At 63.0% G+C, this 22,843-nt stretch carries 24 protein-coding genes; 10 read left to right on the top strand and 14 right to left on the bottom strand.

The features are described 5' to 3' along the window. The 4 genes from DNK49_RS20185 to DNK49_RS20170 all read right to left on the bottom strand — a co-directional run. On the bottom strand, window positions 1–733 hold a 733-nt coding region (locus DNK49_RS20185), incomplete at its 3' end, for an acetaldehyde dehydrogenase (acetylating) (RefSeq protein ID WP_110529022.1). A gap of 105 nt (window positions 734–838) precedes the next feature. After that, on the bottom strand, window positions 839–1,621 hold the full coding sequence (dmpE, locus tag DNK49_RS20180; RefSeq protein WP_110529020.1) for a 2-oxopent-4-enoate hydratase: 783 nt from the start codon (window positions 1,619–1,621) through the stop codon (window positions 839–841). Between the two features lie 115 nt (window positions 1,622–1,736). Continuing rightward, window positions 1,737–3,191, bottom strand: a complete 1,455-nt coding sequence (locus tag DNK49_RS20175; protein WP_110529017.1) for a 2-hydroxymuconic semialdehyde dehydrogenase — start codon at window positions 3,189–3,191, stop codon at window positions 1,737–1,739. An 11-nt stretch (window positions 3,192–3,202) separates the two neighbouring features. Continuing rightward, a complete protein-coding gene (locus tag DNK49_RS20170; protein WP_110529014.1) occupies window positions 3,203–3,640 on the bottom strand; it encodes a GlcG/HbpS family heme-binding protein in 438 nt (145 codons plus the stop codon). Window positions 3,641–3,813: 173 nt separating this feature from the next. Here DNK49_RS20170 and DNK49_RS20165 point away from each other — a divergent pair, with 173 nt between their 5' ends. Then, entirely contained in the window at window positions 3,814–4,533 is a 720-nt protein-coding gene (locus DNK49_RS20165) for an FCD domain-containing protein (RefSeq protein WP_110529012.1), read from the top strand. Window positions 4,534–4,553: 20 nt separating this feature from the next. Here DNK49_RS20165 and DNK49_RS20160 read toward each other — a convergent pair whose 3' ends face one another. The 8 genes from DNK49_RS20160 to DNK49_RS20125 all read right to left on the bottom strand — a co-directional run bounded on the left by DNK49_RS20160 (window position 4,554) and on the right by DNK49_RS20125 (window position 11,043). After that, the gene (locus tag DNK49_RS20160) at window positions 4,554–5,483 is read right to left on the bottom strand and encodes a catechol 2,3-dioxygenase (protein ID WP_110529009.1); all 930 of its coding nucleotides are present in this window, start codon (window positions 5,481–5,483) and stop codon (window positions 4,554–4,556) included. A 184-nt stretch (window positions 5,484–5,667) separates the two neighbouring features. Then, a complete protein-coding gene (locus tag DNK49_RS20155; RefSeq protein ID WP_110529006.1) occupies window positions 5,668–6,723 on the bottom strand; it encodes an NADH:ubiquinone reductase (Na(+)-transporting) subunit F in 1,056 nt (351 codons plus the stop codon). A gap of 70 nt (window positions 6,724–6,793) precedes the next feature. Beyond that, a complete protein-coding gene (locus DNK49_RS20150) occupies window positions 6,794–7,153 on the bottom strand; it encodes a phenol hydroxylase subunit P4 (protein ID WP_110529003.1) in 360 nt (119 codons plus the stop codon). 125 nt (window positions 7,154–7,278) lie between these two features. Continuing rightward, on the bottom strand, window positions 7,279–8,832 hold the full coding sequence (locus tag DNK49_RS20145) for an aromatic/alkene/methane monooxygenase hydroxylase/oxygenase subunit alpha (protein ID WP_110529000.1): 1,554 nt from the start codon (window positions 8,830–8,832) through the stop codon (window positions 7,279–7,281). Between the two features lie 19 nt (window positions 8,833–8,851). Then, a complete protein-coding gene (locus DNK49_RS20140) occupies window positions 8,852–9,121 on the bottom strand; it encodes an MmoB/DmpM family protein (RefSeq protein WP_110528997.1) in 270 nt (89 codons plus the stop codon). 10 nt (window positions 9,122–9,131) lie between these two features. Beyond that, on the bottom strand, window positions 9,132–10,127 hold the full coding sequence (locus DNK49_RS20135; protein ID WP_110528994.1) for an aromatic/alkene monooxygenase hydroxylase subunit beta: 996 nt from the start codon (window positions 10,125–10,127) through the stop codon (window positions 9,132–9,134). Between the two features lie 29 nt (window positions 10,128–10,156). After that, the gene (locus DNK49_RS20130; RefSeq protein WP_110528991.1) at window positions 10,157–10,411 is read right to left on the bottom strand and encodes a phenol hydroxylase subunit; all 255 of its coding nucleotides are present in this window, start codon (window positions 10,409–10,411) and stop codon (window positions 10,157–10,159) included. 314 nt (window positions 10,412–10,725) lie between these two features. After that, the gene (locus tag DNK49_RS20125) at window positions 10,726–11,043 is read right to left on the bottom strand and encodes a 2Fe-2S iron-sulfur cluster binding domain-containing protein (protein ID WP_110528988.1); all 318 of its coding nucleotides are present in this window, start codon (window positions 11,041–11,043) and stop codon (window positions 10,726–10,728) included. A gap of 313 nt (window positions 11,044–11,356) precedes the next feature. Here DNK49_RS20125 and DNK49_RS20120 point away from each other — a divergent pair, with 313 nt between their 5' ends. After that, complete coding sequence (locus tag DNK49_RS20120) at window positions 11,357–13,051, top strand: sigma-54-dependent Fis family transcriptional regulator (protein WP_110528985.1); 1,695 nt, start codon at window positions 11,357–11,359, stop codon at window positions 13,049–13,051. Window positions 13,052–13,109: 58 nt separating this feature from the next. On the opposite strand, the gene DNK49_RS20115 is transcribed toward DNK49_RS20120, so the two are convergent. Then, the gene (locus DNK49_RS20115) at window positions 13,110–14,006 is read right to left on the bottom strand and encodes a helix-turn-helix domain-containing protein (protein ID WP_110528982.1); all 897 of its coding nucleotides are present in this window, start codon (window positions 14,004–14,006) and stop codon (window positions 13,110–13,112) included. A 155-nt stretch (window positions 14,007–14,161) separates the two neighbouring features. Here DNK49_RS20115 and pobA point away from each other — a divergent pair, with 155 nt between their 5' ends. The 4 genes from pobA (at window position 14,162) to DNK49_RS20095 (ending at window position 17,376) form a co-directional block, all read left to right on the top strand. Next, entirely contained in the window at window positions 14,162–15,349 is a 1,188-nt protein-coding gene (pobA, locus tag DNK49_RS20110; RefSeq protein ID WP_110528979.1) for a 4-hydroxybenzoate 3-monooxygenase, read from the top strand. A 115-nt stretch (window positions 15,350–15,464) separates the two neighbouring features. Further along, entirely contained in the window at window positions 15,465–16,016 is a 552-nt protein-coding gene (locus DNK49_RS20105) for a redoxin domain-containing protein (protein ID WP_110529041.1), read from the top strand. Between the two features lie 28 nt (window positions 16,017–16,044). Then, a complete protein-coding gene (locus DNK49_RS20100) occupies window positions 16,045–16,485 on the top strand; it encodes a GatB/YqeY domain-containing protein (protein WP_110528976.1) in 441 nt (146 codons plus the stop codon). A gap of 24 nt (window positions 16,486–16,509) precedes the next feature. After that, window positions 16,510–17,376, top strand: a complete 867-nt coding sequence (locus DNK49_RS20095) for an AraC family transcriptional regulator (RefSeq protein ID WP_110528973.1) — start codon at window positions 16,510–16,512, stop codon at window positions 17,374–17,376. Here DNK49_RS20095 and DNK49_RS20090 read toward each other — a convergent pair. Next, window positions 17,373–17,993 (bottom strand): LysE family translocator, encoded by a 621-nt coding sequence (locus DNK49_RS20090; protein WP_207807057.1) that lies wholly within the window; start codon window positions 17,991–17,993, stop codon window positions 17,373–17,375. The two genes, DNK49_RS20095 and DNK49_RS20090, sit on opposite strands and share 4 nt — an antisense overlap. A 351-nt stretch (window positions 17,994–18,344) precedes the next feature. Between DNK49_RS20090 and DNK49_RS20085 the strand changes: the two genes are divergently transcribed. From DNK49_RS20085 to DNK49_RS20070, 4 genes are read left to right on the top strand one after another with little or no spacing between them, the layout of a single operon-like run. Continuing rightward, on the top strand, window positions 18,345–19,133 hold the full coding sequence (locus DNK49_RS20085; RefSeq protein WP_110528970.1) for a sterol desaturase family protein: 789 nt from the start codon (window positions 18,345–18,347) through the stop codon (window positions 19,131–19,133). Then, window positions 19,123–20,013 (top strand): fatty acid desaturase, encoded by an 891-nt coding sequence (locus tag DNK49_RS20080; RefSeq protein ID WP_110529035.1) that lies wholly within the window; start codon window positions 19,123–19,125, stop codon window positions 20,011–20,013. Before DNK49_RS20085 ends, DNK49_RS20080 begins: the two co-directional genes overlap by 11 nt. Then, window positions 20,013–21,905: a StlD/DarB family beta-ketosynthase gene (locus tag DNK49_RS20075; RefSeq protein WP_110528967.1), complete on the top strand. Its 1,893-nt coding sequence runs from the start codon at window positions 20,013–20,015 to the stop codon at window positions 21,903–21,905. The genes DNK49_RS20080 and DNK49_RS20075 overlap by 1 nt, the downstream gene beginning before the upstream one ends. After that, window positions 21,902–22,792: a DUF6999 family protein gene (locus DNK49_RS20070; protein WP_110528964.1), complete on the top strand. Its 891-nt coding sequence runs from the start codon at window positions 21,902–21,904 to the stop codon at window positions 22,790–22,792. Before DNK49_RS20075 ends, DNK49_RS20070 begins: the two co-directional genes overlap by 4 nt. Window positions 22,793–22,843 lie beyond the last annotated feature (51 nt).

Raw genomic sequence — 22,843 nt, 5'->3', positions numbered from 1 at the left:
TGACCAGGCGGTAGCCGGGCACGTATTTCTGCACCTCGTGAATCATGGCGTGGATCGATTCGGTGATCTTCTGCTGGTCCGGTTCGGTCTCGGTCAGGCAGTGCACCGTGTCGCGCATGATCAGCGGCGGCTCGGCCGGGTTGAGGATGATGATGGCCTTGCCCTTTTTCGCGCCGCCGACCTTCTCCACCGCGCCGGCGGTGGTGCGGGTGAATTCGTCGATGTTCTTGCGCGTGCCCGGGCCGGCCGATTTGGAGGACACGGTGGCGACGATCTCGCCGTAGGTCACCGGCTGCACCCGCGACACCGCGGCCACCATCGGAATCGTGGCCTGGCCGCCGCAGGTGACCATGTTGACGTTCATCTCGCCACGGCCGACGTGCTCCTTGAGGTTGACCGGCGGCACGCAGAACGGGCCGATCGCGGCCGGGGTGAGGTCGATCATCAGCACCCCGAGTTCGTTGAGCTTGCGGCTGTTCTCCGCATGCACATAGGCGCTGGTGGCATCGAAGGCAATCTGCACGCCGTCAGCCAGCACCTGCGGCAGCAGGCCGTCGACGCCGTCCGCGGTGGTCTTGAGGCCCAGTTCGCGCGCACGCGCCAGTCCTTCCGAGCCGGCGTCGATGCCCACCATCCACACCGGTTCGAGCACCGGCGAGCGGCGCAGTTTGTACAGCAGGTCGGTACCGATGTTGCCCGGTCCGATCAGGGCGCATTTGATCTTGTTGCTCATCTGGAAATCCTCGTCGCAGAAGAACAGGCAACGCGGCGGCTGGGGAGTGAGATGGAGAGGGAGCTCGCCGCCACGCGCCTGAAAGGTATGAACCGGGCCATTGCCTCAGACAAAGCGCACCGAGCAGCCGCCGATGCCGCCAATACTGACCCGCAGGTTGTCTCCGGCCTGAACCGGGACCATGATCGCAAGCGATCCGGACAGGATGACCTCACCCGCTTTCAGCGGGATGTCGAGCCCGCCGAGCGTGTTGGCCAGCCAGGCGACTGCGTTGGCCGGTGCGCCCAGCGCCGCGGCACCGGCACCGGTGGCGACGATCTCGCCATTCTTTTCCAGGATCATGCCGCAGGTGTTGAGGTCCACCCGCCGCGGGTCGACCAGGCTGTCGCCAAGTACGAAAACCCCGCAGGACGCGTTGTCGGCGACGGTGTCCTGAATCTTGATCTTCCAGTCACGGATCCGCGAATCGACGATTTCGAAGCAGGTCATCACCCCTTCGGTCGCGGCCAGCACATCGGCAGCCGTCACGCCGGGGCCCTTCAAGTCCTTCTTCAGCACGAAGGCAATCTCGCCCTCGGCCTTGGGCTGGATCAGGGTATTCGCCGGTATCGCCTCGCCCTCGTTGTAGAGCATGCCATCGGTCAGGATGCCGAAATCAGGCTGGTACACGCCCAGCATGTTCATGACGGCCTTCGAGGTGACGCCGATCTTCTTGCCCACCACGCGCTCGCCCGCCGCCAACCTGCGCGCGTTCATGCGCTGCTGGATGCAGTAGGCGTCATCGATGGTGATGTCGGGATGGCGTTCGGTCAGCGGCGCCAGCACTTCGCGCTTGACCAGTGCCTGATAAAGCTCGTCACCCAGCTGTTCGATCAAGGTGTTGTCCATTTACGACCTCCAGTTTTTCACTGCGCGGAGCAGGGTCATCGGTCAGGAAGCGGCCGTGCCCAGCCGATCGATTCGACAGGTGCAGCGTCGCGCACCACAGCCCCTTGACCCGCCATCACAGCTTGATGCAGATGTTCTTCTGTTCGGTGTAGAACTCGAGCGAATGCACCCCGCCCTCACGCCCGATGCCGGACTGCTTGGCGCCGCCGAAGGGGGTGCGCAAATCGCGCAGGAACCAGGAGTTCACCCAGACCAGACCGGCCTCGATCTGGCCGGCAACGCGGTGAGCGCGGGCCAGGTCCCGGGTCCACACCGAGCAGGCCAGGCCGTAGTCGGTATCGTTGGCGCGGTGGATCACCTCTTCCTCCGAGTCAAAGGGCTGGATCAATGTGCACGGTCCGAAGATCTCCTCGCGCGCGATCGGCGAGTTGTCATCAAGCCCGGTCCAGATCGTCGGCTGCACCCACGCACCGTTGGCCAATTCACCCGGCATCGGTGGCACACCGCCACCGGTCACGACGGTGGCGCCCAGCGCCTTCGCCTTGGCGTAGTAGGACAGCACCTTGTTCTTGTGCTCCTGCGAAATCAGCGGCCCCAGGCCGGTTGCAGGGTCGTCCGGACGACCGAGCCTGAGGCCTTCGGCACCCGCTTTCAGCGCTGCGACGAAACGCTCGAAGATCGGGCGCTCGACATAGACCCGTTCGGTGCCGAGGCAGACCTGACCGCAGTTGGCGAACACCGAACGCATCGTGCCTTCGATCGCGGCGTCGAAATCGCAGTCGGCAAACACGATGGCCGGGTTCTTGCCGCCCATCTCCAGCGACACTGGCCTGGCGCCATCGGCAGCGGCCTTCATGATCGCGGCGCCGGTTCGGGTTTCGCCGGTGAAGGTGATCGCGTTGACCTTCGGGTGGGTGGTAACGAACTCCCCCGCGGAACCGGGGCCGAAACCATGTACCACGTTGTACACACCCTTGGGCATGCCGACCTCGTTCATCACCTCGCCCAGGAGCGTCGCAGTCTGCGGGGTCTCTTCCGACGGTTTGACCACGACGGTGTTGCCGCAGGCCAGGGCCGGACCCACCTTCCAGGTCATCAGCAGCAGCGGCAAGTTCCACGGGCAGATCACCCCAACCACACCCACCGGTCGGCGCAGCGCATAGTTGAGCGCACCGCGACCGTCCGGCGTCGCCATTTCGAAGAACTCGGTGGGCACACTTTTGATGACGTCGGCAAAGATCTTGAAGTTGGCGGCCCCGCGCGGAATGTCGATGTGGCTGGCAAGACTGCGGGGCTTGCCGGTGTCGGCACATTCCGCAGCGAGAAAGTCATCGAAGCGCTTGTTGATGCCATCTGCGACCGCATTGAGCAGATCAACCCGCTCGGCCACCGTCATCCGCCCCCAGGGCCCCTTGAGCGCGGCCTGTGCGGCAGCCACCGCGGCATCGACCTCGACCCGCCCGGCCTCATGAACCTTGGCAAGCAGGCTGTTGTCCAGGGGCGAGAATTTGTCGAAAGTCTTCGCCGTCGCGACGAACTCGCCGTTGATGAAGTTATGGATCTGTTTCATGGAGTGCTCCGTCAAGCTTCGGTATCGTCGGCGCCGATCGCGAGCAGACCCGCCCGCGCGCACGCCTCGTCCTGTTGTGCAGAGGCACCGGACACACCGATGCCGCCAATGAGTTGCCCATTGCTGTGAATCGGCAGGCCGCCGCCAAACACGACCACGCCGGGCTGAGCAGCAAAGCCCAGCTTCATGCCCTCGTCCTCGCCGCACACGGCCATCCATCTCGCGGTCGGGAAGCCGAAGCCACCGGCAGTCGCGGCCTTGTCGATCGCAATCCGGATCGACTGTGGAAAGGCACCGGGCATGCGCAGGAAGGCCACCAGGTTGCCGGCCGTGTCGGTCACACCGACGTTGATCCGCACACCCAATTCAATCGCTTGGCTGACCGCTGCCGCTACTGCGGCATGCGCCGCCTCCCATGAGATCGTCGCCTGAGGTACTGCAAGCTTCATTGCGCTGCTCCTGATTCAGGCCCCGTTCGTGCTGGCCATTCGATGACGCCTACGATAGGACAGCAATTTATCGACGTCAACACATAATCTCGAGATTTTAACAAATTCAATGCGACGCTTTCCGGGGTCGGATAGAATCGGGGCGTCCGAGATTCCACAGCCCTACCTTCTTGATGAACGACACTGCGCCCCTGCCTGCCCCCGCACCGACCGAGCCCAAGACCCTGGTGGAGGCGGCCTATCACCGCCTGCGCCGCGACATCATCGAAGGCGTGCATGCGCCGGGCGAAAAGCTGCGCGTGGAGCACCTGAAGGACCAGTACGAGGTCGGTGCCGGCACCTTGCGCGAGGCCCTGCTGCTGCTGGTGACCGACGCCCTGGTGACGGGCCAGGGCCAGCGCGGCTTCAGGGTGGCACCGATCTCGCTCGCGGACTTCGAGGACATTACCCGGACCCGCGTACTGCTCGAGACCGAAGCCCTGCGCCAGTCGATTGCGCTGGGTGATGAAAGCTGGGAGGCCGCCCTGGTCGCGGCCTTTCACCGCCTGTCCAGGGCAGAGCAGAAGCTGGCCGACCATGACGTGAGCACCACCGAGGAATGGGAGCTGCGCAACCGTGCCTTTCACGAGGCCCTGATCGCGGCCTGCCCTTCGCGGTGGATTCGCCATTTCCAGCACATCCTCTACCAACAGTCCGAACGCTATCGCCGCATCAGCCTGTTCCGCCAACCGATACAGCGCGATATCCACGCCGAACATCAGGCCATCTTCGACACCACGCTGGCGCGCGATGCCACCCGCGCCACCGCCATCCTGTCCGAACACATCCTGCGCACCCTGGATGCGGTCAAGCGCATGCCGCCCGACTTTTTCAGCGGCAAGGCCGGGCGCTGACCCGACCCCGCCGCCAACGTTCAGGACACCACGGTCAGGAAGCGCTCGTTCAAGGCACGGTCGTGGTAGAAGATGCCGGTGCCAACTTCCTCCCAGGTCCACTTGATCGGCTTCCAGTCGGGATAACACTGGTAGCCGCCGCAAAAGGTCTCGAAGCGGTTGCCTGACGGGTCGAAGGCATAGATCGTGGTGCCACGGGTGATACCGTGACGGGTCGGGCCGATGTCGATCGACACCTTGTTCATGGACATGATGTCGGCCGCGCGCAGCACCTTCTCCCAGCTTTCCAGCAGGAAGGACACATGGTGCAGCTTGCCCGGCTCCGGGTGCCGTACAAAGGCAATGTCGTGCGCCTTGATCGAGCACGACAACCAGATTGCAAGATCAGTCTTGCCGTCTTCCATCACCACATGTTCGACCAGGTAGAAGCCCAGTACCTTGGTGAAGATGTCCTGCACCTTTTCGATGTCCGGCCCGTACAGCAGGCAGTGATCGAGCCGGATCGGCGCAATGCCGCGCTCGGCGGCGTCGGTCCAGGGCGGTGGGTTGGTGTAGGTCTCGGGCGTGCCGATGTCGGTCTTTTCCCAGTACAGCTCGATCTGGTGCCCGGACGGGATCTCGAAGCGCACCCGCTCGCCAGTCTCCAGCAGTTCTCCGGCAGGAATGCGTGAGGTCTTCAGACCATATTCCTGCAGGTCGCGGTCAAGCTTGTCGAGGGTCGCCTTGTCCGAGACCTTGAATGCAAAGAAATCGATACCCGCGCTGTCCGCCTCACGGATGATCACGGAGTTGTGGTCGCGTTCGTCCCAAGCCTTGAAATACACCCGCCCCTGCTTGTCACGCGCCGTCTCGATCAGACCCAGCACGTTCTTGTAGTGATTGATGCCCTCTTCGAGGTCCAGCACGCGGATCTGGGCGTGGCCCGGGCGCAGTACTCCAGTCATAGCCATGGTGATCTCCTCCAGTGATGCGTCCGTCCAGACTTCGTCATGCTGGATCGGAACGGGTTTTTTGAACCGTGCCAGCCATCCACTGCCACGGTCCGCTCATGCCTCGACCGCAGGACATGCGGCTGAGGGATTGTAACGCCAAACTACGAAATTAAATACTAATCTCGAGATTTATAAGTTCAGGTCAGATTCGCTTGAACAGCGGGCTACGTACCTGCTGCACGTCAGCTGCCGAAAAGAACTTCTCGGTAAAGATGTCCCGCTCGAACAGGCGCCCCTGCATCAGGGTGGTGATGCAGGCGTCGATCATCAGTGGCGGCCCACACAGATAGGCCTTGACCCCCCGGAAGTCGCCATCGAAGTGCGAGCGCGCCGCCTCATGGACAAAGCCGCGAAACCCCTGCCAGTCCGATTGCTTGGGCTCGTCCGACAAGGCTGGCACGTAGCGGAAGTTGGAATGACGTTCAGCCAGTGCGAGAAAGTCGTCGTGGTAGTACAACTCGGCACGGCTACGCTGACCGTAAACCAGCGTGATCGGCCTCGCATCCCCCGCCTCGAGCAGGTCGAGGATCATCGCGCGTGGGCTCGACAGCCCCGATCCTCCTGCCATGAACAACAGTCCCTCAGGGGCGGACTTGCGCACGAAGAAGCGCCCGTACGGTCCGCTCAGCTTCACCCGGTCGCCCACCTGCAACTGCTGATGCACCCAGGTCGTCCCCCGCCCGCCCGCTACGATGCGGACGTTGAGCTCCGCCTCACGCCCGCACGACGGGGGACTGGCGAGCGAGAACGCACGGCTGCAGGCACCGCCCTCGATTTCCAGATTGATGTACTGCCCCGCCTGGAAATGGATCGGCTCGTCGAGTTCGATGAACACCCCCTTGATCGTCGGCGTCAGGTCCTCCAGCCGACGCACGGTGCCGGCAAAATCCCGCACCGGAATCGATTCGGCATCGGGCTCCTCCTCGATCTCCGCTTCGATCACGAGGTCACTCTGCAAACGGGCGCAACAGGCCAGCGCCTTGCCTTCGTCGCGCTCAAAGTCCATCAATGCAAAGCTGGAGGCCTCGCCGTGGTCCACTTCGCCGTCCACCACCTGCACTTTGCAGGTGGCGCACAGACCATGGCAGCAGGCATGCGGCAGCCAGATGCCGGCCCGCAAAGCAGCGTCGAGGATGGTCTGGTCGTCCTCGACTTCGAGGGTCTGGCCGAGGGGTTCGATGGTCAGTTCGTAGCTCATGATCTTTGTCCGGAGGGGGTGGAGTTTTGTCTCCCACCCCTTTCAAGGGCGAGAGCGCAAACCGGCATCCTCAACTGCACGACCCTGCGATTCCGTTCAGTCCGGGGGTGCGGAAGCGGATCACGTCCTTGTGCTTCAAACCGTTCTCCGCCAGAGACCGGGAAAAATCAGGCGACCAGGGCTTGCCCGACTTGAACCACTCGGCTCGGGTCCAGTCAATGCGCGCGAAGTCGGGGTGATAGCCGAACGCACCGGGCAGCACCTGATCGATGATGGCGCCGAAGGGCATGGTCGGCGGAAAGGGGAAGGCAAACGGGGCACAGAACAACAGGTGATCTTCCCAGCCGATATAGAGCAACTGGGCACCATGAAACTTGCCAAGCGCGTCGGCGGGTTCGAATTCGTAGGTCTTGACGGCAGCAACAGCCATGTCGTGTCTCCTTGCAGTTTGAGTCGCGGGCAGCGGGTCGAATCGGGACAAAACAAAAGGCGCGCGGTGCGCCGGTCGCCTTCCCCTCAAGAGAAGGCGTGGCACCGCGGCGCGATAGGAACGGATCAGACGTTCTTCGTCGCCATGCCGCGCCAGGTGTCGAAATTCTTCTGGTCTTCCGAGCCCTCGAAGTCGAGGTTGTCGCGGCCGAACTCGAGGTGGTAGTACTGCAGCACCGCGGCCAGCGGGTCGAAGCCTTCGCCCGTCGGGTCCGTACCTTCCGGGAAGCAGTTGCCCTGATAGATCTGGTGCACCGGCAGCCAGGACTGGATGTACTTCTCCGGCTCATGCTCGAAGATCTCTTTGCAGTGGTCCGAGCAGAAGTGGTACTTGTTGTCCTTGTAGTCGACCTCGCGATAGCAGATCTTGGTCGGGTCGCCGGGTTCGGTGAACAACATCGGAATCTGGCAGGTCTGGCACAGCATGGGCAGCGTCTTGTTGTAGAAGCGGTTGCCCTTGGCCGCCTGTTCGCGCCAGTACTCCAGCCGCGGCCGGTAATACTTGTCGAAGCTCTCCGGGTACTTGGCCGCGAGCCAGTCCATTTCGTCCTTCTCCGGCACCCAGGTGTGGAACGCCGCGGCAGCGCCATAGTTGTAGAAGGTGCCCCAGGCCTGGTGCGACAGGTGGTCCTTCTCCAGCGCGATGGTTTCGGCGCACTTGGGCATGGTGATGCCGTAGCGGGCCAGGTCCTTGAACAGCGCGCCGCCGTTCTCCTCGAAGTACACCTCCCAGGCCTCCTTCCAGCTCATCGTGCGCTTGGGCAGCATGTAGTCCATCATCATCGCCACCAGGGTCAGCACGCGGTAGCCGCGCCAGGTCCACTTGTCGATCCAGCGCTGCACGATGGGCAGGTTGGCCGGATCCTGCTCGAGGATGAACTTGATCACCTCCAGCCCCAGGGTCATGTGACGGGCCTCATCCGACTGCGCCGAGAAGCCGAAGGTCATCGTGCTCATGTCGCCGTTGTAGGCGGCACCGGAGACGAAAGGCACGAACAGCAGGTTGGTCAGCACGTACTCGAAGGAAAAGCCGATCGCGACCATGAACTCGAAGGGACCGGCAGTGACCGCGTCGTCAAAGAAGCTCTTGGGCACCGACAGGTACCACACACGGTCATGCATATGACGAAACTCATGCAGACCGTTGTAGTGCTTGTTGTAGTTCGACAGCGCGTGGATCTGGGTCTGCGCGTGGCGGATCTCGTCAAGCGACTGCATCAGGCAGGCTACCCGTGGCCCCGCACCGGGGAACTGCCGGCCGGCATGGGCAAAGCCACGGTGGGCCATGTATTCGAGCGGGCTGACGCCGGTGAGAAAGAGCTTCACCGTATTGATGTAACGCGCATCGGTGACGCTGAGGTGGCCGTTGTTCTGCGCATAGGCGTCGATGATGGCGTAGAGCTTGCGCTCCTTCTCGGCCTGGTACTTCCAGTAGGCATCCATGGTGAGGCGGAAGGGGTCTTCCCACTTGTCCCAGTCGTGGATCTTGATGCCCTCGTAGGCGACATAGGGGTAGATGTCCTCCATCTTCTGATACGACGGCGTCCAGTCCAGGCCGCGGGTCATGACCTGATAACGCTCCTTCAGGCCGAGCTTCTTCTTTGTTGCTTGCATGTCCATGGGGTGTCTCCTCGCGCGCTCAGGCGTTCCAGCTCAGGGTGAGCTCGTCGTCGGTTTCGTCGATGTTGCCGGACAGCGAGATCAGGTTGATGTGCAGCTCCTGCAGGTCGAAGTCGCGCCCGAGCAGGGATTCGATCGAACTGCGGCGCACGGTGAGGGTGCGCTCCGCGTCGATCTTGACCATCGCCGGCTGCTCGTTGAGGCGGGCGTGGGGGTTGTCGGCGAGAATTGCGTCGATGATCGGGCGGGTGTCTTCGTTGGTCTGCAGGGCAATGAATACGGTCGACATCACACGCTCCTCAGATCGCCACGCCGGCCTTGGCCAGGCGGGTGTTGAACTGGACGACGACGTCGCTCATGACGCTGTCGGCGTTATCGGACAGCACCTGCCGGGCGACCGGCAGCAGCGCGGCTGCGGCGCGGTCGCGCCAGTGGCGGGTCCATTGCTCCAGCAAAGCCTTGTTGCCGGCGGACTCGGCAGCCGCGGTCTTCACCGTTGCATCCACCCACTTGCGGGTTTCGCCAAACCAGTCAGTCATGAACTGGGTGAGCATCGCCACCGCGGTGCCGCCGCGGCTCGACAACACGTCGTCGATCAGGGTCTCGAACACCAGTGGATACAGCAGACCGTCCAGCGCCACGTTCTGCGCCACATGGAGTTCGAACGGATCCTTGAGCACGAAAGTGTCCTCGACGTAGCGGCGCAGGCCCTGCCAGGCGTCGTCCTCCATCCAGGCGCGCTTTCCTTCGTCCAGCGTATCGGGGTCGCCGAGCAGCAGGCCGACGCGGGTCAGGTACTGGGCAATGCCAAGCTGGTCCATCGACTGGTAGACACAGGGCTGGGTGAAGGCGGTGCCGTAGCCATATGCGCAGATCGAGGCATTGTTCATGTTCGACCCCCAGGCCACGTGGCGCAGCGGCACCAGCACGCGCAGCACGGCCTCCTTCAGCTCGACCGGCAGCGCCTGGGCGAGACCGCGGCTTTCGACAAACTCGAAGTTGGCTTCGGCGGTGTCCTGCTGCTTCGCCCGCGCCAGGGTGTAGGCGCCGTAATAGAACTGGCGCGGGTCCTTGAACGCATACCAGTCGGCCATGCGGATCGCGGTGCGCCCGGTATCGAAGATCTCGTGCTCGGGATCCCATGTCGGGCGGTAGTGGAAGTTGGCCGTTGCCTGCAGGTCGAAGGTGCCTTCCTGATAGCGGGATGCCGGCTTGTCACCGCCAATGCGGCGCGCAACATGATCGTAGGTGTGGCGCAACGGCTTGATGGTGACCGTACGCAGATCGATATGCATGGAACGTCTCCTCCTTGTTTTATGGGCACTCAGCGAAAGCGCTGGTGTGTTGCCTGATGCAGGCCCCAGCTCCAGTCCGAGCCTGAGGACTCGCCGCGGGGGGCCAGGTGAATCACCGCGTTGTTGCGACAGAAGGTCTCGAAGGCATCGGCGGGCAGCAGCATTTCGGCACACAGCTCAGGCTCGCCAATGGCGAACTCGAACTCGACGAAACCGTCGGTGCGGCGTTCGATCAACCTGACGTACTTGAGACTGACGTCGATTGCGGCCTTGTCGGTGTTCATTTGCCAGCGTCCTCCGTATTGATCCAATGCAGACCATCGCGGAGCACCCTGTATCAAGCTTCGTGCCAGCACCCGAGGAACCGCAGGATTGCTGGAAAAATCAAACTTTCTCGAGATTATTTCCATCAATCACATCCATTTATCACTTCATCAAATGATCAAATCCCGTTTTCAGTTGATCATTTGGTGAAGTCGATTTGCCGCATTGCAGCAGCCTGTCGTACCCGCCCAAACACAAAGGGCCGTTGCGACATGCCGCAACGGCCCTTCTCAAGTTCTCCTCCAGCCGCACGCCTGCGGCCGACCAGGCACGCTCAACCGTGCCCTGTCTGCAAGACTCTGCTCATCTTGCCCACGACACTCAAGGACAAATCGCTGTCCGCAAAGACCCGGCAGGCCAGCACCACGCCGGCCTCTTCCTCTGCGGCGGAAAGGCAGGCCCGGCTCATCTTGCGGGTGTGGTAGGCACCATCGGTGACCCTGACCTTGCACACGCCACATCCACCACCACGGCACCCCACCGGAATACCCCGCCTGCCCAGCGCCTCCATGGCGCGCAACAGGCTCTCCTGGCCATCACAGGCAAACTGCTCACCACTGTCCTGGATCAGGACGCGATACGGTTTCTCCATCTTGGTCGTCTCCTCTGCCGATACCTGCCGGCGGGTTGTGGTTTTCTTCGTTTTGCTCATCCGGTACAGGTGCTGTACCGATCTGCCATGCCTTACAAGAACCATGCCAACATTAACTTAATCTCGAGATTATCAATTCGTGTCAAAATTCTATTCTGCATCTCGAACGGCCTGCACGGGAGCCCGACTCACTTTGCGGCAAGCTGGGGTATGGTTACGGCTGAGACGAGCGGACGACCCCAGGTCGCCCGCCATGCGCCCGTAGAGGCAATGCCGCGATGCCTGCCCAGGCAAGCCGGCACAAGGAGGAGACGTGAAGGAAATCCTGTATCCGGAGAATGCCGACCTGCGGCAGCTGCTCCGTTTTTCAGACAAGGACGGTCTGATCTGGCTGGGTGAGCATCGTATGGTGTTGCTGCATTCGGCCGCCCTGTCCGAGTTGCGCAAGGAGCTGATCGAATCCGTCGGCGCCGAGCAGGCCCGCCGCATCCTGACCCGCATGGGCTTCGCGTCCGGATTGCGTGATGCCGAGCTCGCACGCAAGATTCGCGGCGCCGGCAAACTGGTCGATGCCTTTGTCGTCGGCCCCCAGTTGCACATGCTCGAAGGCTGTGTCGAAGTCGAACCGGTACGCCTGGACATCGATGCCGAAGCCGGGCAGTTCTACGGTGAGTTCATCTGGCGCCAGTCATGGGAGGCGGAAGTCCATGTCCAGCAGTTTGGCGAGGTAGACCACCCGGTGTGCTGGATGATGATTGGCTATGCCTCGGGCTACACATCGGCCTTCATGGGACGCTTCATCCTGTACCGCGAGCTTGAATGCGCAGCAATGGGGGGCGATCACTGCCGTATCGTTGGCAAGCCGGCAGAGGACTGGCCTGATGCGCACGAGCTGACGCCATATTTCGAGCCGGATTCCATCGTCGGGCGCCTGCTGGAGCTACGGGAAGAGGTTGAGGCTATGCGCCAGAGCATGGCCTGCCCCCGCCGCATCACCAACCTGATCGGTACCTCTTCGGGCTTTCTCGCCGCCTACGACCTGGTCACCAAGGCGGCGGCGACCAACGTCACCGTACTGCTGCTGGGCGAGACCGGCGTCGGCAAGGAGCGCTTTGCCCGCGCCCTGCACGAACTGAGCCCACGCAAGGATGCCCCTTTCGTCGCGGTCAACTGTGCCGCATTGCCCGACGAGTTGATCGAGTCCGAGCTGTTCGGCGTCGAGCGCGGCGCCTTCACCGGTGCGCATGCATCGCGCGCAGGCAAATTCGAACGCGCCGACGGCGGCACCTTGTTTCTCGACGAGGTCGGCGAACTGCCGCTATCGGCACAGGCCAAGCTGCTCAGGGTGTTGCAGGAAGGCGAGATCGAGCGCCTGGGCGACGAACGTACGCGCAAGATCAACGTCCGCCTGGTGGCTGCGACCAACGTCGAGCTTCACGCCGCGGTCGAGGCGGGCCGCTTCCGCCGCGACCTGTACTACCGGCTCAATGTGTATCCGGTGACGATTCCCCCCTTGCGCGAACGTGCCTCGGACATTCCCCCACTCGTCGAGGCAATGACGGCACGTTTCTGCTCCCTGCATGCAAAACGGATTGCCGGACTGACCGACAAGGCCATGCTCGCACTCAAGAACCATCGCTGGCCGGGCAATGTACGCGAACTTGAGAACGTGATCGAACGCGGCGTCATCCTCGCAGCACAGAACGGGTGGGTGGAGGTCGATCAGCTGTTTGCCGGCCCCACCCCCTCACCCGGCCAGCATGCATGCATCGACAACAGCGGCAAGCTGGGCGAACGCAAGCGCGACGGTCTGGATCTGCCCGACGCGGTACTCGACGCGGGCGTATCCCTGGAGGCGCTGGAGCAGGACATCCTGCAACGCGCGGTCCATCGCGCCCGTGGCAATCTGGCCGCGGCAGCCCGTCTGCTGGGCATGACCCGCGCCCAGCTCAATTACCGGCTGAAGAAACAAACCCATCCCAGACGCGCTTCGGCATTGTCCGGATGAACATCACGGCAACTGCGGTACGTCTCCCCGGGCCGTGATCCCATCTTTTCCGATTTGCTCAGGACGCAGGCTGCCGCTGTCGCTCGGCCTGCTCCAGCCGGAACACCGACGGCGACACCCCCTGTCTGCGCGCAAAGAAGCGGGAGAAGTAGGCCGGATCGCGAAACCCCAGCGCATAGCCAATACCGGTCACATCCAGATCCGAGTAGGCCAGCAAACGACGCGCCTCCAGCAACAGGCGGTCGTGGATCATCTCCTGTGCGCTGCGTCCAGCCTCGCGCCGGCAGCTGTTGTTGAGTTGCGCAGTGGAGACGCCAAGCCGCTGCGCGTAGAAGGACAGCGGCTGCCAGTCGCGGAAATGGCGCTCGATCAGTTCGACGAAGCGCTCCACCCGGCCATGCATGCGATTGCGCGGCCCCATATCGGTACTGATGGCGCCCGCCCGCGCCAGTTGCACCAGCACCTGCGCCAATACGGCCATCAACACGCTGAGCCGACCGGGCTGATGACCGGCGTATTCGCGCGCGAACTGCCCGAAATGCAGGCGCATCAACGCCAGCGCATCCGCCTGCCTGCCCAGCGGCAGATAGCGGAAGCCATCGAATGCTCCCCGTAACTCGGCGGACAGCACAAACAGCTCGCCAAGCAGGTTCTGCGGCAGGGTCACAATCTCTCCGACCACATCCGACGAGAAGCGGAAACCGTGGATGCGCCGTGGCGGCACCATCAACGCACAGGGCAGCTCGAGTGCCATGACCTGCGTCTCGAGCACCATCTCGGCCTGCCCAGCGTTGAGGAAAACCAGGTGCAGCAGGCTGTCATGGCTATGCGGTGTGATTTCCCAATCGTACAGCGCGCTACGAGCTGCAATGGTCTCGTAGTGAACCGGCTCTGGCGTAGGCCACAGTGCCTGCTCGCCATAAAGCTTGTAGATCGGGACCTTGACGTCTTTCATTGCCGCGCTGCCTGACTTATCGAACACTTGAACGGGAGAATAGCGCGACTTTCGAAAAGTACAAGTATCGCCCCCAATCAGTTCAAGCGCGGCGGGTGTTCTCTACCTATAGTTCAAGCCTGCTTCCCCAGTCTTCCATATAACAGGAGAGAGACATGCAAACCCAAGTCGGTATCATCGGTGGCGGCCCATCGGGCCTGTGTCTGGCCCGCTTGCTGAGCCAGGCCGGCATCAAGAGCATCATCCTCGAGCGTCAGGACCGCGAGTATGTCGAAGCCCGCATCCGCGCCGGCATTCTCGAGCAGGGCATGGCCGACCTGATGCGCAAGGCGGGCGTTGGCGCCCGCATGGACAAGGAAGGCCTGCTGCACGACGGCATCGTGCTGACCTTCGACGGTCGTGAAGAACGCATCAACATGGCAGCGCTGACTGGCGGCCAGCAGGTGATGGTGTACGGCCAGACCGAGCTCACCAAGGACCTGTACGACGCCGTGCTGAAGGATGACAACATCACCGTCATCTTCGAAGCCCGCGATGTGCATCCGGTCGGCTACATGGACGGCAAGCCCAAGCTGGAATTCCACAAGGACGGCAAGCAGACCATCATCGACTGCGACTACATCGCCGGCTGCGACGGCTACCACGGGGCTTCGCGTGCCTCGGTGCCGCGCGACAAGCTCAAGGAATACGAGCGCATCTATCCCTTCGGCTGGCTGGGCCTCTTGTCCGACACGCCGCCGGTGCACGAAGAACTGATCTACGCCAACCACAAGCGCGGCTTTGCGCTGTGCTCGATGCGTTCGCACACCCGCAGCCGCTACTACATCCAGGTTGGCCTGGACGAGAAGGTCGAGGACTGGTCGGACGAGCGCTTCTGGGACGAAATCCGCCGCCGTCTGCCCGAGCACATCGCCGAAAAGATGGTCACCGGCCCGTCGATCGAGAAGAGCATTGCACCGCTGCGCAGCTTCGTCACCGAACCGATGCGCTTCGGCAACATGTTCCTGGTCGGCGACGCCGCCCACATCGTGCCGCCGACCGGTGCCAAGGGCCTGAACCTGGCCGCGTCCGACATGTACTACCTGTCGACCGCACTGATCGCCTACTACCAGGAAGGCCGTACCGACCTGCTCGACCGCTACTCCGAGACCGCGCTGCGCCGCGTGTGGGCGGCGGTGCGTTTCTCGTGGTGGTTCACCTCGATCATGCACAAGTTCAACGAAGACCCGATCGAGCACAAGATCCAGCTGGCCGAACTCGACTACCTGATGAGTTCTACCGCGGGCAAGACCACCATCGCCGAGAACTACGTCGGCCTGCCCTTCGACCCGACGTTCAAGTAATCACCACACCCTCCCCTGTGGTGAACGGGCGCAGCTCACGAGGCTGCGCCCGTTTTCATTTGTGGCCTGCACCGCTATGCTGTCGACCCGCAAGTCCGCCGGCGCCCGCCGTTCCATGTCCGTATCCCCCGCCGCACCGCCCCCGAAGCCCACTCCCGCAAAGCCGCGCTGGCGGCGCTGGCTGGTCGACATCGCGCTGATCATCCTGGTGGTGACCGGTGTTCAGCTATGGCAGTCGCGCAATGTACCCGCCGGTCTCGCACCGGACTTCGACGCAGTCATGGTCGATGGCTCGAGCACCCGTCTGAACGACTGGCGCAGGACGCATCCCGGACAGGCCGTTGGCCTCTATTTCTGGGCCGAATGGTGCCCGGTCTGCAGCGCGCAGCAAGGCAGCGTCGATACCGTGCAGGGCAGCTACCCGGTGCTGACCGTCGCGATGCAGTCGGGCGACGCGGCGGCGGTCAAGCGCTACCTGAACGAACAACAACTGGACTGGATCACCGCAATCGACGCCGATGGCGGTATCGCGGCACAGTATGGACTGCGCGGCGTGCCCGCTTTGATTACCATAGCGCCCGACGGACAGATCCGCTCGGTCGCGATCGGCTACACCACGGAAATCGGCATGCGCCTGCGCCTGTGGTGGGCCGGTTTTGGCCTGTAACCCTGCAACCCGGATTTCGGAGCCCCCAATGAGCCTCCTGGCCCAACTGAAAAAAGATTCCCTGCTCGCCCGCAAGGCCGCCGACGGCGTGCGCGCCACCTTGCTGTCCACCCTGATCGGCGAAGCCGAAATGGTCGGCAAGAATGCCGGCAACCGCGAGAGCAGCGATGACGAAGTACAGCAGACCATCCGCAAGTTCCTGAAGAACAACCAGGAAGCCCTGGCAGTCATCAAGGACGAAGCCCGCCTTGCGGTCTTGCGCGCCGAGTCCGACATCCTCACCAGCTACCTTCCGGCCATGGCCAGCGAAGCCGAAGTGAAGACCTTCATTGCCGACACCGTCGCCGGCCTGGCCGATCGCAGCCCCAAATCCATGGGTGTCGTGATGGGCGCCCTGAAGGCAAAGTACGGCACCAACTTTGACGCCAAGCAGGCCAATGCCTGGGTCAAGGACGCCTTGGCGGGCTAAAAGCCGGCGCAGGGTTTTGACACCATGAGCCGCCGCCACACCGACGCCCATCTGTTCTGGCGCCATCCCGCCCTGCCCTTCATCGAAGCGCGTGCGGTGCAGGATGGGCGCACGGTGTGCTACGACCGCCATTCTCACCCGACATTTTCGATCGGCACCATCACGGGTGGACGCTCGACCTACTGGAACCAGGGGCAGCAATGGCAGATCGCGGCCGGGGCCATCGTGCTGATGAACCCGGACGAAGTCCACGCCTGCAACCCGCTCGACGATCAGCCCTGGTCCTACAGCATGTTCTATCTGGACCCCGGCTGGCTGGCGCGTCGCCAACTGGGCGACGAGCACGCCGACGCAGCAGACTTCCGCCCGGTCACCACTCACTTGAGCATCGACGAAACGCTGTTCAGCGACCTGAACCTGTTGTTCGACACCCTGACCACCCCTGACTGCCCCCTGCTGCAGGCGGAAACCTGTGCCATCGAGGTGTTCGACGGACTCTGGCAACGCCTGGGCAACGGCGGCCACACTTCAGCGCGCCGGATGGTGCCGGACCTGCATCATCCGCGCCTGCAGACAGCAGCCGACTACATCGATGCGCACTGTACCGATGCGTTGCGGCTGGACGACATTTGCGCGGCCTGCGGCCTGTCGCCCTCCTATCTGATCCGTGCCTTCAAGACCCGTTACGGCATGACCCCACACGCCTGGATGACTGACCGGCGTATTCGCTACGCTCAACGTGAGCTCAAGCGTGGCCGACCCATCGCCGAGGTTGCACTCGCGGCCGGCTTTGCCGATCAAGCGCACTTTCAGCGCCAGTTCAAACGTCGGGTCGCCGCCACACCGGGGCAATACACCGCCCCCGCGACGGCCGGCTCGACGGGCGCCTAAAGCAACGCCAGTATGCTGAGCGCAATCACGACAGCCATGGCGCGATTGAAATAGCGCATCCGTCGTGCATCCTGCAGGTGCTGCCGCAGAAACAACCCGGCCCCCGCCCAACTCGCCACCGACAAGTAGCAGACCACCAGATAGATCGCGGCAAACTGCCACAGACGCAAGCCATCACCCTCACCGCAATAGACGCCCACTCCGGCGACAGCCGCCAACCAGGCCTTGGGGTTGAGCCACTGCATCACCGCACCGGCCCAGATCGACGGCCGCCGCACCGTGTTGTCGCTGCCCAGCCGGCCGTCATCAAGTGCCAACCTGCAGGCCATATAGAGCAGAAAGACGATGCCCGCCCACTTCGTCGACACCGCCAGCAGCGGAATCCGCTCCATCAACGCGTACAGACCATGTCCCACAAGCAGCAGCAACAATACGAAACCCAGCGTTGCACCACTGACGTGCCACATCGCCGCGCGAAAGCCGAAACGCACACTGGAAGCCAGCGCCACCAGATTGACAGGCCCCGGTGTAATGGACGCGGCCACGGCGAAACCGGCCATCGATGCCAGCACGCTCATTTCCATCGCTTCCCCCATGCTGGCCAGGTTGGCGGACATGCCAGGTCGCCAGCCAACAATGGTGGCAAGCCGCGGCCCTGAAGAATGCAGCGCGGAAGGGATGACTGAACCATGATGATGAACTCCCGGAATCGAGACAGCGGAAAACGGCATCATCCGGAATGGGATCTGCGGTGTATTGAACAAAACCCCCCTCGCAGACGCGCCCCGCCTTCAAGACGATCAGACTCCGCCCCCCTTCTCACCGGCGGGCAGCAGCGTGCGTCGGCTCGGTCCGGTGGCAATCGCGCCTGACACATGGCGCCGCCGCCATGTCACAAGAACACTTCCAGATTTCTCACACCTGTCATACATTGAACACCCCTAACCGCAGGGTCACGCGTGACACGCATGCAAGCCTTCCTGCTCGAATCCCGCTGGTACGAGATCATCCTGGGTGGATGGCTGTTCTTCGGCTTCATCTACCTGAGTTTTGGTGCGCTGACCTGGCTGCTCACGCGGCATGTGCTGCCACGCCTGGGGCACGGCGGGCGACTCGATCCACGTCCGGTGCCACAAGGGCAGTTGCGGCGCGAATTGCTGCTATCGGCCTCGTCGGTGCTGCTGTTCGGTGCCGGCATGGTGTTTCCCTGGGGTTTGCTGCAGTTGGGCTGGGCGCGGCTGGCGGTCGATCCCCCAGGGTGGCGCATCGTGCTGGAGATTCTTGCGCTGGTGATCTGGAACGAGATCCACTTCTATGCCAATCACTGGCTGCTGCACACCCGATGGCTGCGCCGCTTTCACCTGCCCCACCACCGCTCCATCGTCACCACACCCTGGGCAACCTACAGCTTTCATCCGGTCGAGGCGGCGATGCTGGGCAACATCATCCTGCTGCCCATGGTGGTTCATGACTTCAGCTTTGCCGCACTGCTGGCGGCGCCCTTGTTCAGCCTGCTGTTCAACTGCATCGGCCACTCCAACTACGACTTTTTGCCCGACGCCCACCACGACCGCTGGTGGCTGAACGGTGCCCGCCGGCATCATCTGCATCACGCCTGCTTCCACGGCAACTACGGCTTCATGTTCCCGTTCATGGACCGCCTGTTCGGTACCGCGCTGCCGCCTCAAGCCGCGGCCGAGCGGATTGCACGTGATCTGGCGCGTACCCCGGACCGGCGGGGCCGCCATGTTGCTTGAACGCCGCGACCTGCAAAGCCTGGCCTACATGCTGGCCTTGCCGGCACTGGTCGTCTGGCAATGGATGCACGGCATCTGGCTGCCACTGTATGCGCTGATGCTGTTCCTGACCCTGGGCACCGGCGTCATCCATCACAACCACACTCACCGCAGGATGTGGCGCAGCAAGCGGCTGAACCGCCTGACCGACCTGTGGCTGACGCTGCTGCAGGGCCATCCGACCTATGTGTTCTATCCGGCTCACATCGCCAATCACCACCGCTACCGTCACGGCCCGCTTGATGTCGCCCGCACCTATCGTTTCAATGGCGACACCAATTCACTGTGGGGCTATCTGATTCATCCTCTGCAGGCGGTGACGGTGCTCTACCCCGTATTCCTCCGCTGGCTGCTGGCTCAGCGCCGACGCGGTTCTGGCGCATGGCGTTATGCACTGTGGCAGTACGCGGCGGTGCTGATGCTCTGGGCCCTGACGGCCGCCATCGACCTACAGAACTGGCTATTGCTGGTGCTGTTGCCGCAGTTGCATGGCCTGCACTGGCTGCTCGCCACCAACTACCTGCAGCACGCCCATGCCGATGGCCACTCTTCCATCAACCATGCGCGCAATTTCGAAGGCTGGGTGAATCCGCTGCTGTTCAACATCGGCCTGCACACCGCCCACCATGCGCACCCAAAAGCACACTGGTCGAAGCTGACCACGCTGCATCGCCACTACCGCGAACGCGTTGATCCGCGCCTGAATGCGGGTGGCCTGTTGCCTTACATGTTCCGCACCTTCCTGCTTGCAGCATTCGTGCCGCGCTTGCGTAGCCGCAGCCTGATGAGCCCGGCAAGCGGCGCGCCCCGTGCCCCCGTCCACGCTTCGGAGAACCCCTGATGCCTACCCGTTTCGACCACGTCTATGTCGAGGCCGCTGGCTTCCATCTGCCGGGCCCAGCGATCGGCAACGACGAGATGGACGCCTACATCGCGCCGCTCAACCGCCTCTCTTCGCGGATCAAGGCGCGCATCCTGGCCGAGAACGGCATCCTGCAGCGCCACTACGCGATCGACACCGAGGGCAACACCACGATGTCGCACGCCCGCCTGGCCGCCAACGCGATTGAGGACTGCCTGGGGCGCACCGACATCCGTCTGGATGAGGCAGGTCTGCTGGCGGTCGGCTCCTCTGGTGGCGATGCACTGATGCCCGGCTTTGCCAGCATGATTCACGGCGAGCTCGGGGCGCCCCCCATGGAAACCCTCTCCAGCCAGGGCATCTGCGCGGCCGGGGTCATGGCCATCAAACACGCGGCGCAGGCAGTCGAACTGGGCGGGCACCAACACGCCATTGCAGCGGCAGCCGAAATGCCGTCGCGCATGTTCAAACGCAGCCGTTTTGCCCCGCGTGGCTACGATGCCGACTTCGACGCCCACTTCCTGCGCTGGATGCTGTCTGACGGCGCCGGGGCCTTGCTACTGACCCGCCAGCCGAGTGCAAGCAAGGGCCTGCGCCTCAAGCTGAAGTGGGTGCATCAGCAGAGCTTTGCCGGCGACTATCCGGTATGCATGCAGCTTGGACTGTCGGCCGACCGCAGCCAGTCCTTTCTCGATTACCCCTCATCTTCGGCAGCCGAGGCCGACGGGGCGCTCGCCATCCGACAGGACATCCGCCTGCTGCCTCATCTATTCGACGTTTCGATCCACGAATACGTCAAGCTGGTACGCGAGGGCTGGATAAACTCCGCCGACATCGATCACTTCCTGTGCCACTACTCATCGGCCCGCTTCATCCCGGTGGTGGAGGAACTGCTCGACAAGGCGGGGCTGAGCATTCCGCGCGAGCGCTGGTACAGCAATCTTGCGACCCGTGGAAACACCGGGGCCGCGTCGATCTACATCATGCTGGCAGAGTTTCTCGACACCCACACGCTGCGCCCCGGGCAGAAGATCTTCTGCTTCATTCCCGAATCCGGCCGCATCAGTGCCGCCTACATGCTGCTGGAAGTCGAAGCCGCCGATGCCCCCGGAGCGCCGCCCTCCCGCACAGTGCATTCACCGTCGCGATCCACGCTGGACACCGAACTCCCGCCGCCACCTCATACCGCCGACGATGCCCCCGCACACCTCAGCCACCTGCTGACCCATCTTGCCGGCATCTGGCACGACTATCGGTCGGAGGTCTGGCGCACGCCGGTCGTCCACAAACTGGTCGATGGCCGCTTCACCATCGACGACTACCGCAACTGGACCGCGCAATGGGTACCGCAAGTGCGCGAGGGCAGCACATGGATGCGCGAAGCCGTCGCCTCACTGAATGCGCCCTTTGCCGCCTTGGGTGCGCTGATCGAAACCCATGCCGGTGAAGAACAACGCGACTTCACCATCCTGTATGAAGACTATCTGGCCGCTGGCGGCACCGAAGCACTGGACGCGCTGCGCCGCAACCCTGGCGGCGAGGCACTCAACGCCTACCTGCACGCGCTGGCCGCCGGCCCCAACCCGCTGGGCCTGCTGGGTGCAATCTACATTATCGAAGGCACCGGTCAGCGCATCGTTCCGGCCCTGCTGCCCTTGCTGCGTCGCCAGCTTGCACTGCCACCGACAGCCTTCCGCTTTCTGGAGTACCACGGCACCAACGACCAGCATCACCTGCAACGCTGGCTTGATGCGGTCACGCTGGCCATCGCCGTCGAACCCGACGCGGTACGCCACATCCTGGGCACTGCGCGCCGTACCGCCCAGCTCTACCTGATGCAGTTCCATCACATCCTGGACACCGACGCATGAAGCCCGCGCCCGATTTTCTGACCCACCCCCACGACCCACGCGACCCCAGCCCCTGGCTGGCGCTCTACCTCGACCAGAGCACGCCGCTGGACGACACCGTGAAAGCCGCCTGGCTGAAGGACTCCAGCTCGCGCTCACGACAGTTTGTGCTGCCTTTCGTCCGCCCGCTGGCACGCACGCTGATCGTGCTGATCCAGATCGTCAAGCTGCTACTGCCCAAACGCTGGGCAGCCTCGCGCGCGCTGCATTACCTACTGGCCGAAAGCATGAAACGCTTTGTCTCGCCGGAGGCCAACTGGCTGGTGCTGCGCCACTTCACGCTGGGCGCACAGATTCTGGAATTCATCGCACGCAACTCGCCCATCCCGGTCGAGACCAGCCCAATCACCCCGGTGGCACTCGACGAACTGAAGGACGAACTGTTTCTCAAACATGATCTGAACCTGTTCAACTTCGTCATCCGCCTGAACCAGGCACTGCGCGACCACGGCCGGCAGCTGGAAACCGTCTCCGAGCCCGACTTCAGCATGATCACCGAGCCCGCAGTCCGGCTTGACGCCATGCCGGACAAGGCACTCAACTTCATGGACCTGCAGACCGCAATCGAGTGCTTCACCCCGATCTACCAGCTGTTTCTCACCGATAACGACTTCTGGCGCGCCACCAACTCATTGCAGCTCGATGAAACCATCGGCATCTACGCAGCCACCATCCTGGGCGCCCCCCAGCACCTGATCCTGCTCAACAACAAGCACCCACTGGTCCCCATGAGCACCTTGCGCGCCGGTTACCGTCTGGTCCTGCACGGGCTGTCAACCGAGATGCTGCATGCGCTGCTGATGCGGATGAAGGCGGCCCAGGCTGGCGCCCCGCTCCCAAAGGGCTGACTTCCCGCAACATTGAGTCGATAATTCAGCAATGACGACCCTTCACGGTAC

It is taken from the genome of Parazoarcus communis SWub3 = DSM 12120 (genome assembly GCF_003226565.1).
GTDB classification, from domain to species: domain Bacteria; phylum Pseudomonadota; class Gammaproteobacteria; order Burkholderiales; family Rhodocyclaceae; genus Parazoarcus; species Parazoarcus communis.
The sequence above is the reverse complement of the archived record's forward strand: the minus strand, read 5'-3'. Positions and strand labels throughout refer to the sequence as shown.

What these genes read in the sequence shown, in the direction of transcription:
- DNK49_RS20085 (WP_110528970.1), top strand. Translation starts at nt 18,345, where the DNA reads ATGCAAGCCTTCCTGCTCGAATCCCGCTGGTACGAGATCATCCTGGGT.
- DNK49_RS20170 (WP_110529014.1), bottom strand. Translation starts at nt 3,640, where the DNA reads ATGAAGCTTGCAGTACCTCAGGCGACGATCTCATGGGAGGCGGCGCAT.
- DNK49_RS20100 (WP_110528976.1), top strand. Translation starts at nt 16,045, where the DNA reads ATGAGCCTCCTGGCCCAACTGAAAAAAGATTCCCTGCTCGCCCGCAAG.
- DNK49_RS20140 (WP_110528997.1), bottom strand. Translation starts at nt 9,121, where the DNA reads ATGTCGACCGTATTCATTGCCCTGCAGACCAACGAAGACACCCGCCCG.
- DNK49_RS20155 (WP_110529006.1), bottom strand. Translation starts at nt 6,723, where the DNA reads ATGAGCTACGAACTGACCATCGAACCCCTCGGCCAGACCCTCGAAGTC.
- DNK49_RS20080 (WP_110529035.1), top strand. Translation starts at nt 19,123, where the DNA reads ATGTTGCTTGAACGCCGCGACCTGCAAAGCCTGGCCTACATGCTGGCC.
- DNK49_RS20095 (WP_110528973.1), top strand. Translation starts at nt 16,510, where the DNA reads ATGAGCCGCCGCCACACCGACGCCCATCTGTTCTGGCGCCATCCCGCC.
- DNK49_RS20115 (WP_110528982.1), bottom strand. Translation starts at nt 14,006, where the DNA reads ATGAAAGACGTCAAGGTCCCGATCTACAAGCTTTATGGCGAGCAGGCA.
- dmpE (WP_110529020.1), bottom strand. Translation starts at nt 1,621, where the DNA reads ATGGACAACACCTTGATCGAACAGCTGGGTGACGAGCTTTATCAGGCA.
- DNK49_RS20165 (WP_110529012.1), top strand. Translation starts at nt 3,814, where the DNA reads ATGAACGACACTGCGCCCCTGCCTGCCCCCGCACCGACCGAGCCCAAG.
- DNK49_RS20075 (WP_110528967.1), top strand. Translation starts at nt 20,013, where the DNA reads ATGCCTACCCGTTTCGACCACGTCTATGTCGAGGCCGCTGGCTTCCAT.
- DNK49_RS20130 (WP_110528991.1), bottom strand. Translation starts at nt 10,411, where the DNA reads ATGAACACCGACAAGGCCGCAATCGACGTCAGTCTCAAGTACGTCAGG.
- DNK49_RS20070 (WP_110528964.1), top strand. Translation starts at nt 21,902, where the DNA reads ATGAAGCCCGCGCCCGATTTTCTGACCCACCCCCACGACCCACGCGAC.
- DNK49_RS20090 (WP_207807057.1), bottom strand. Translation starts at nt 17,993, where the DNA reads ATGTCCGCCAACCTGGCCAGCATGGGGGAAGCGATGGAAATGAGCGTG.
- DNK49_RS20105 (WP_110529041.1), top strand. Translation starts at nt 15,465, where the DNA reads ATGTCCGTATCCCCCGCCGCACCGCCCCCGAAGCCCACTCCCGCAAAG.
- DNK49_RS20145 (WP_110529000.1), bottom strand. Translation starts at nt 8,832, where the DNA reads ATGGACATGCAAGCAACAAAGAAGAAGCTCGGCCTGAAGGAGCGTTAT.
- DNK49_RS20125 (WP_110528988.1), bottom strand. Translation starts at nt 11,043, where the DNA reads ATGGAGAAACCGTATCGCGTCCTGATCCAGGACAGTGGTGAGCAGTTT.
- DNK49_RS20150 (WP_110529003.1), bottom strand. Translation starts at nt 7,153, where the DNA reads ATGGCTGTTGCTGCCGTCAAGACCTACGAATTCGAACCCGCCGACGCG.
- DNK49_RS20160 (WP_110529009.1), bottom strand. Translation starts at nt 5,483, where the DNA reads ATGGCTATGACTGGAGTACTGCGCCCGGGCCACGCCCAGATCCGCGTG.
- pobA (WP_110528979.1), top strand. Translation starts at nt 14,162, where the DNA reads ATGCAAACCCAAGTCGGTATCATCGGTGGCGGCCCATCGGGCCTGTGT.
- DNK49_RS20175 (WP_110529017.1), bottom strand. Translation starts at nt 3,191, where the DNA reads ATGAAACAGATCCATAACTTCATCAACGGCGAGTTCGTCGCGACGGCG.
- DNK49_RS20135 (WP_110528994.1), bottom strand. Translation starts at nt 10,127, where the DNA reads ATGCATATCGATCTGCGTACGGTCACCATCAAGCCGTTGCGCCACACC.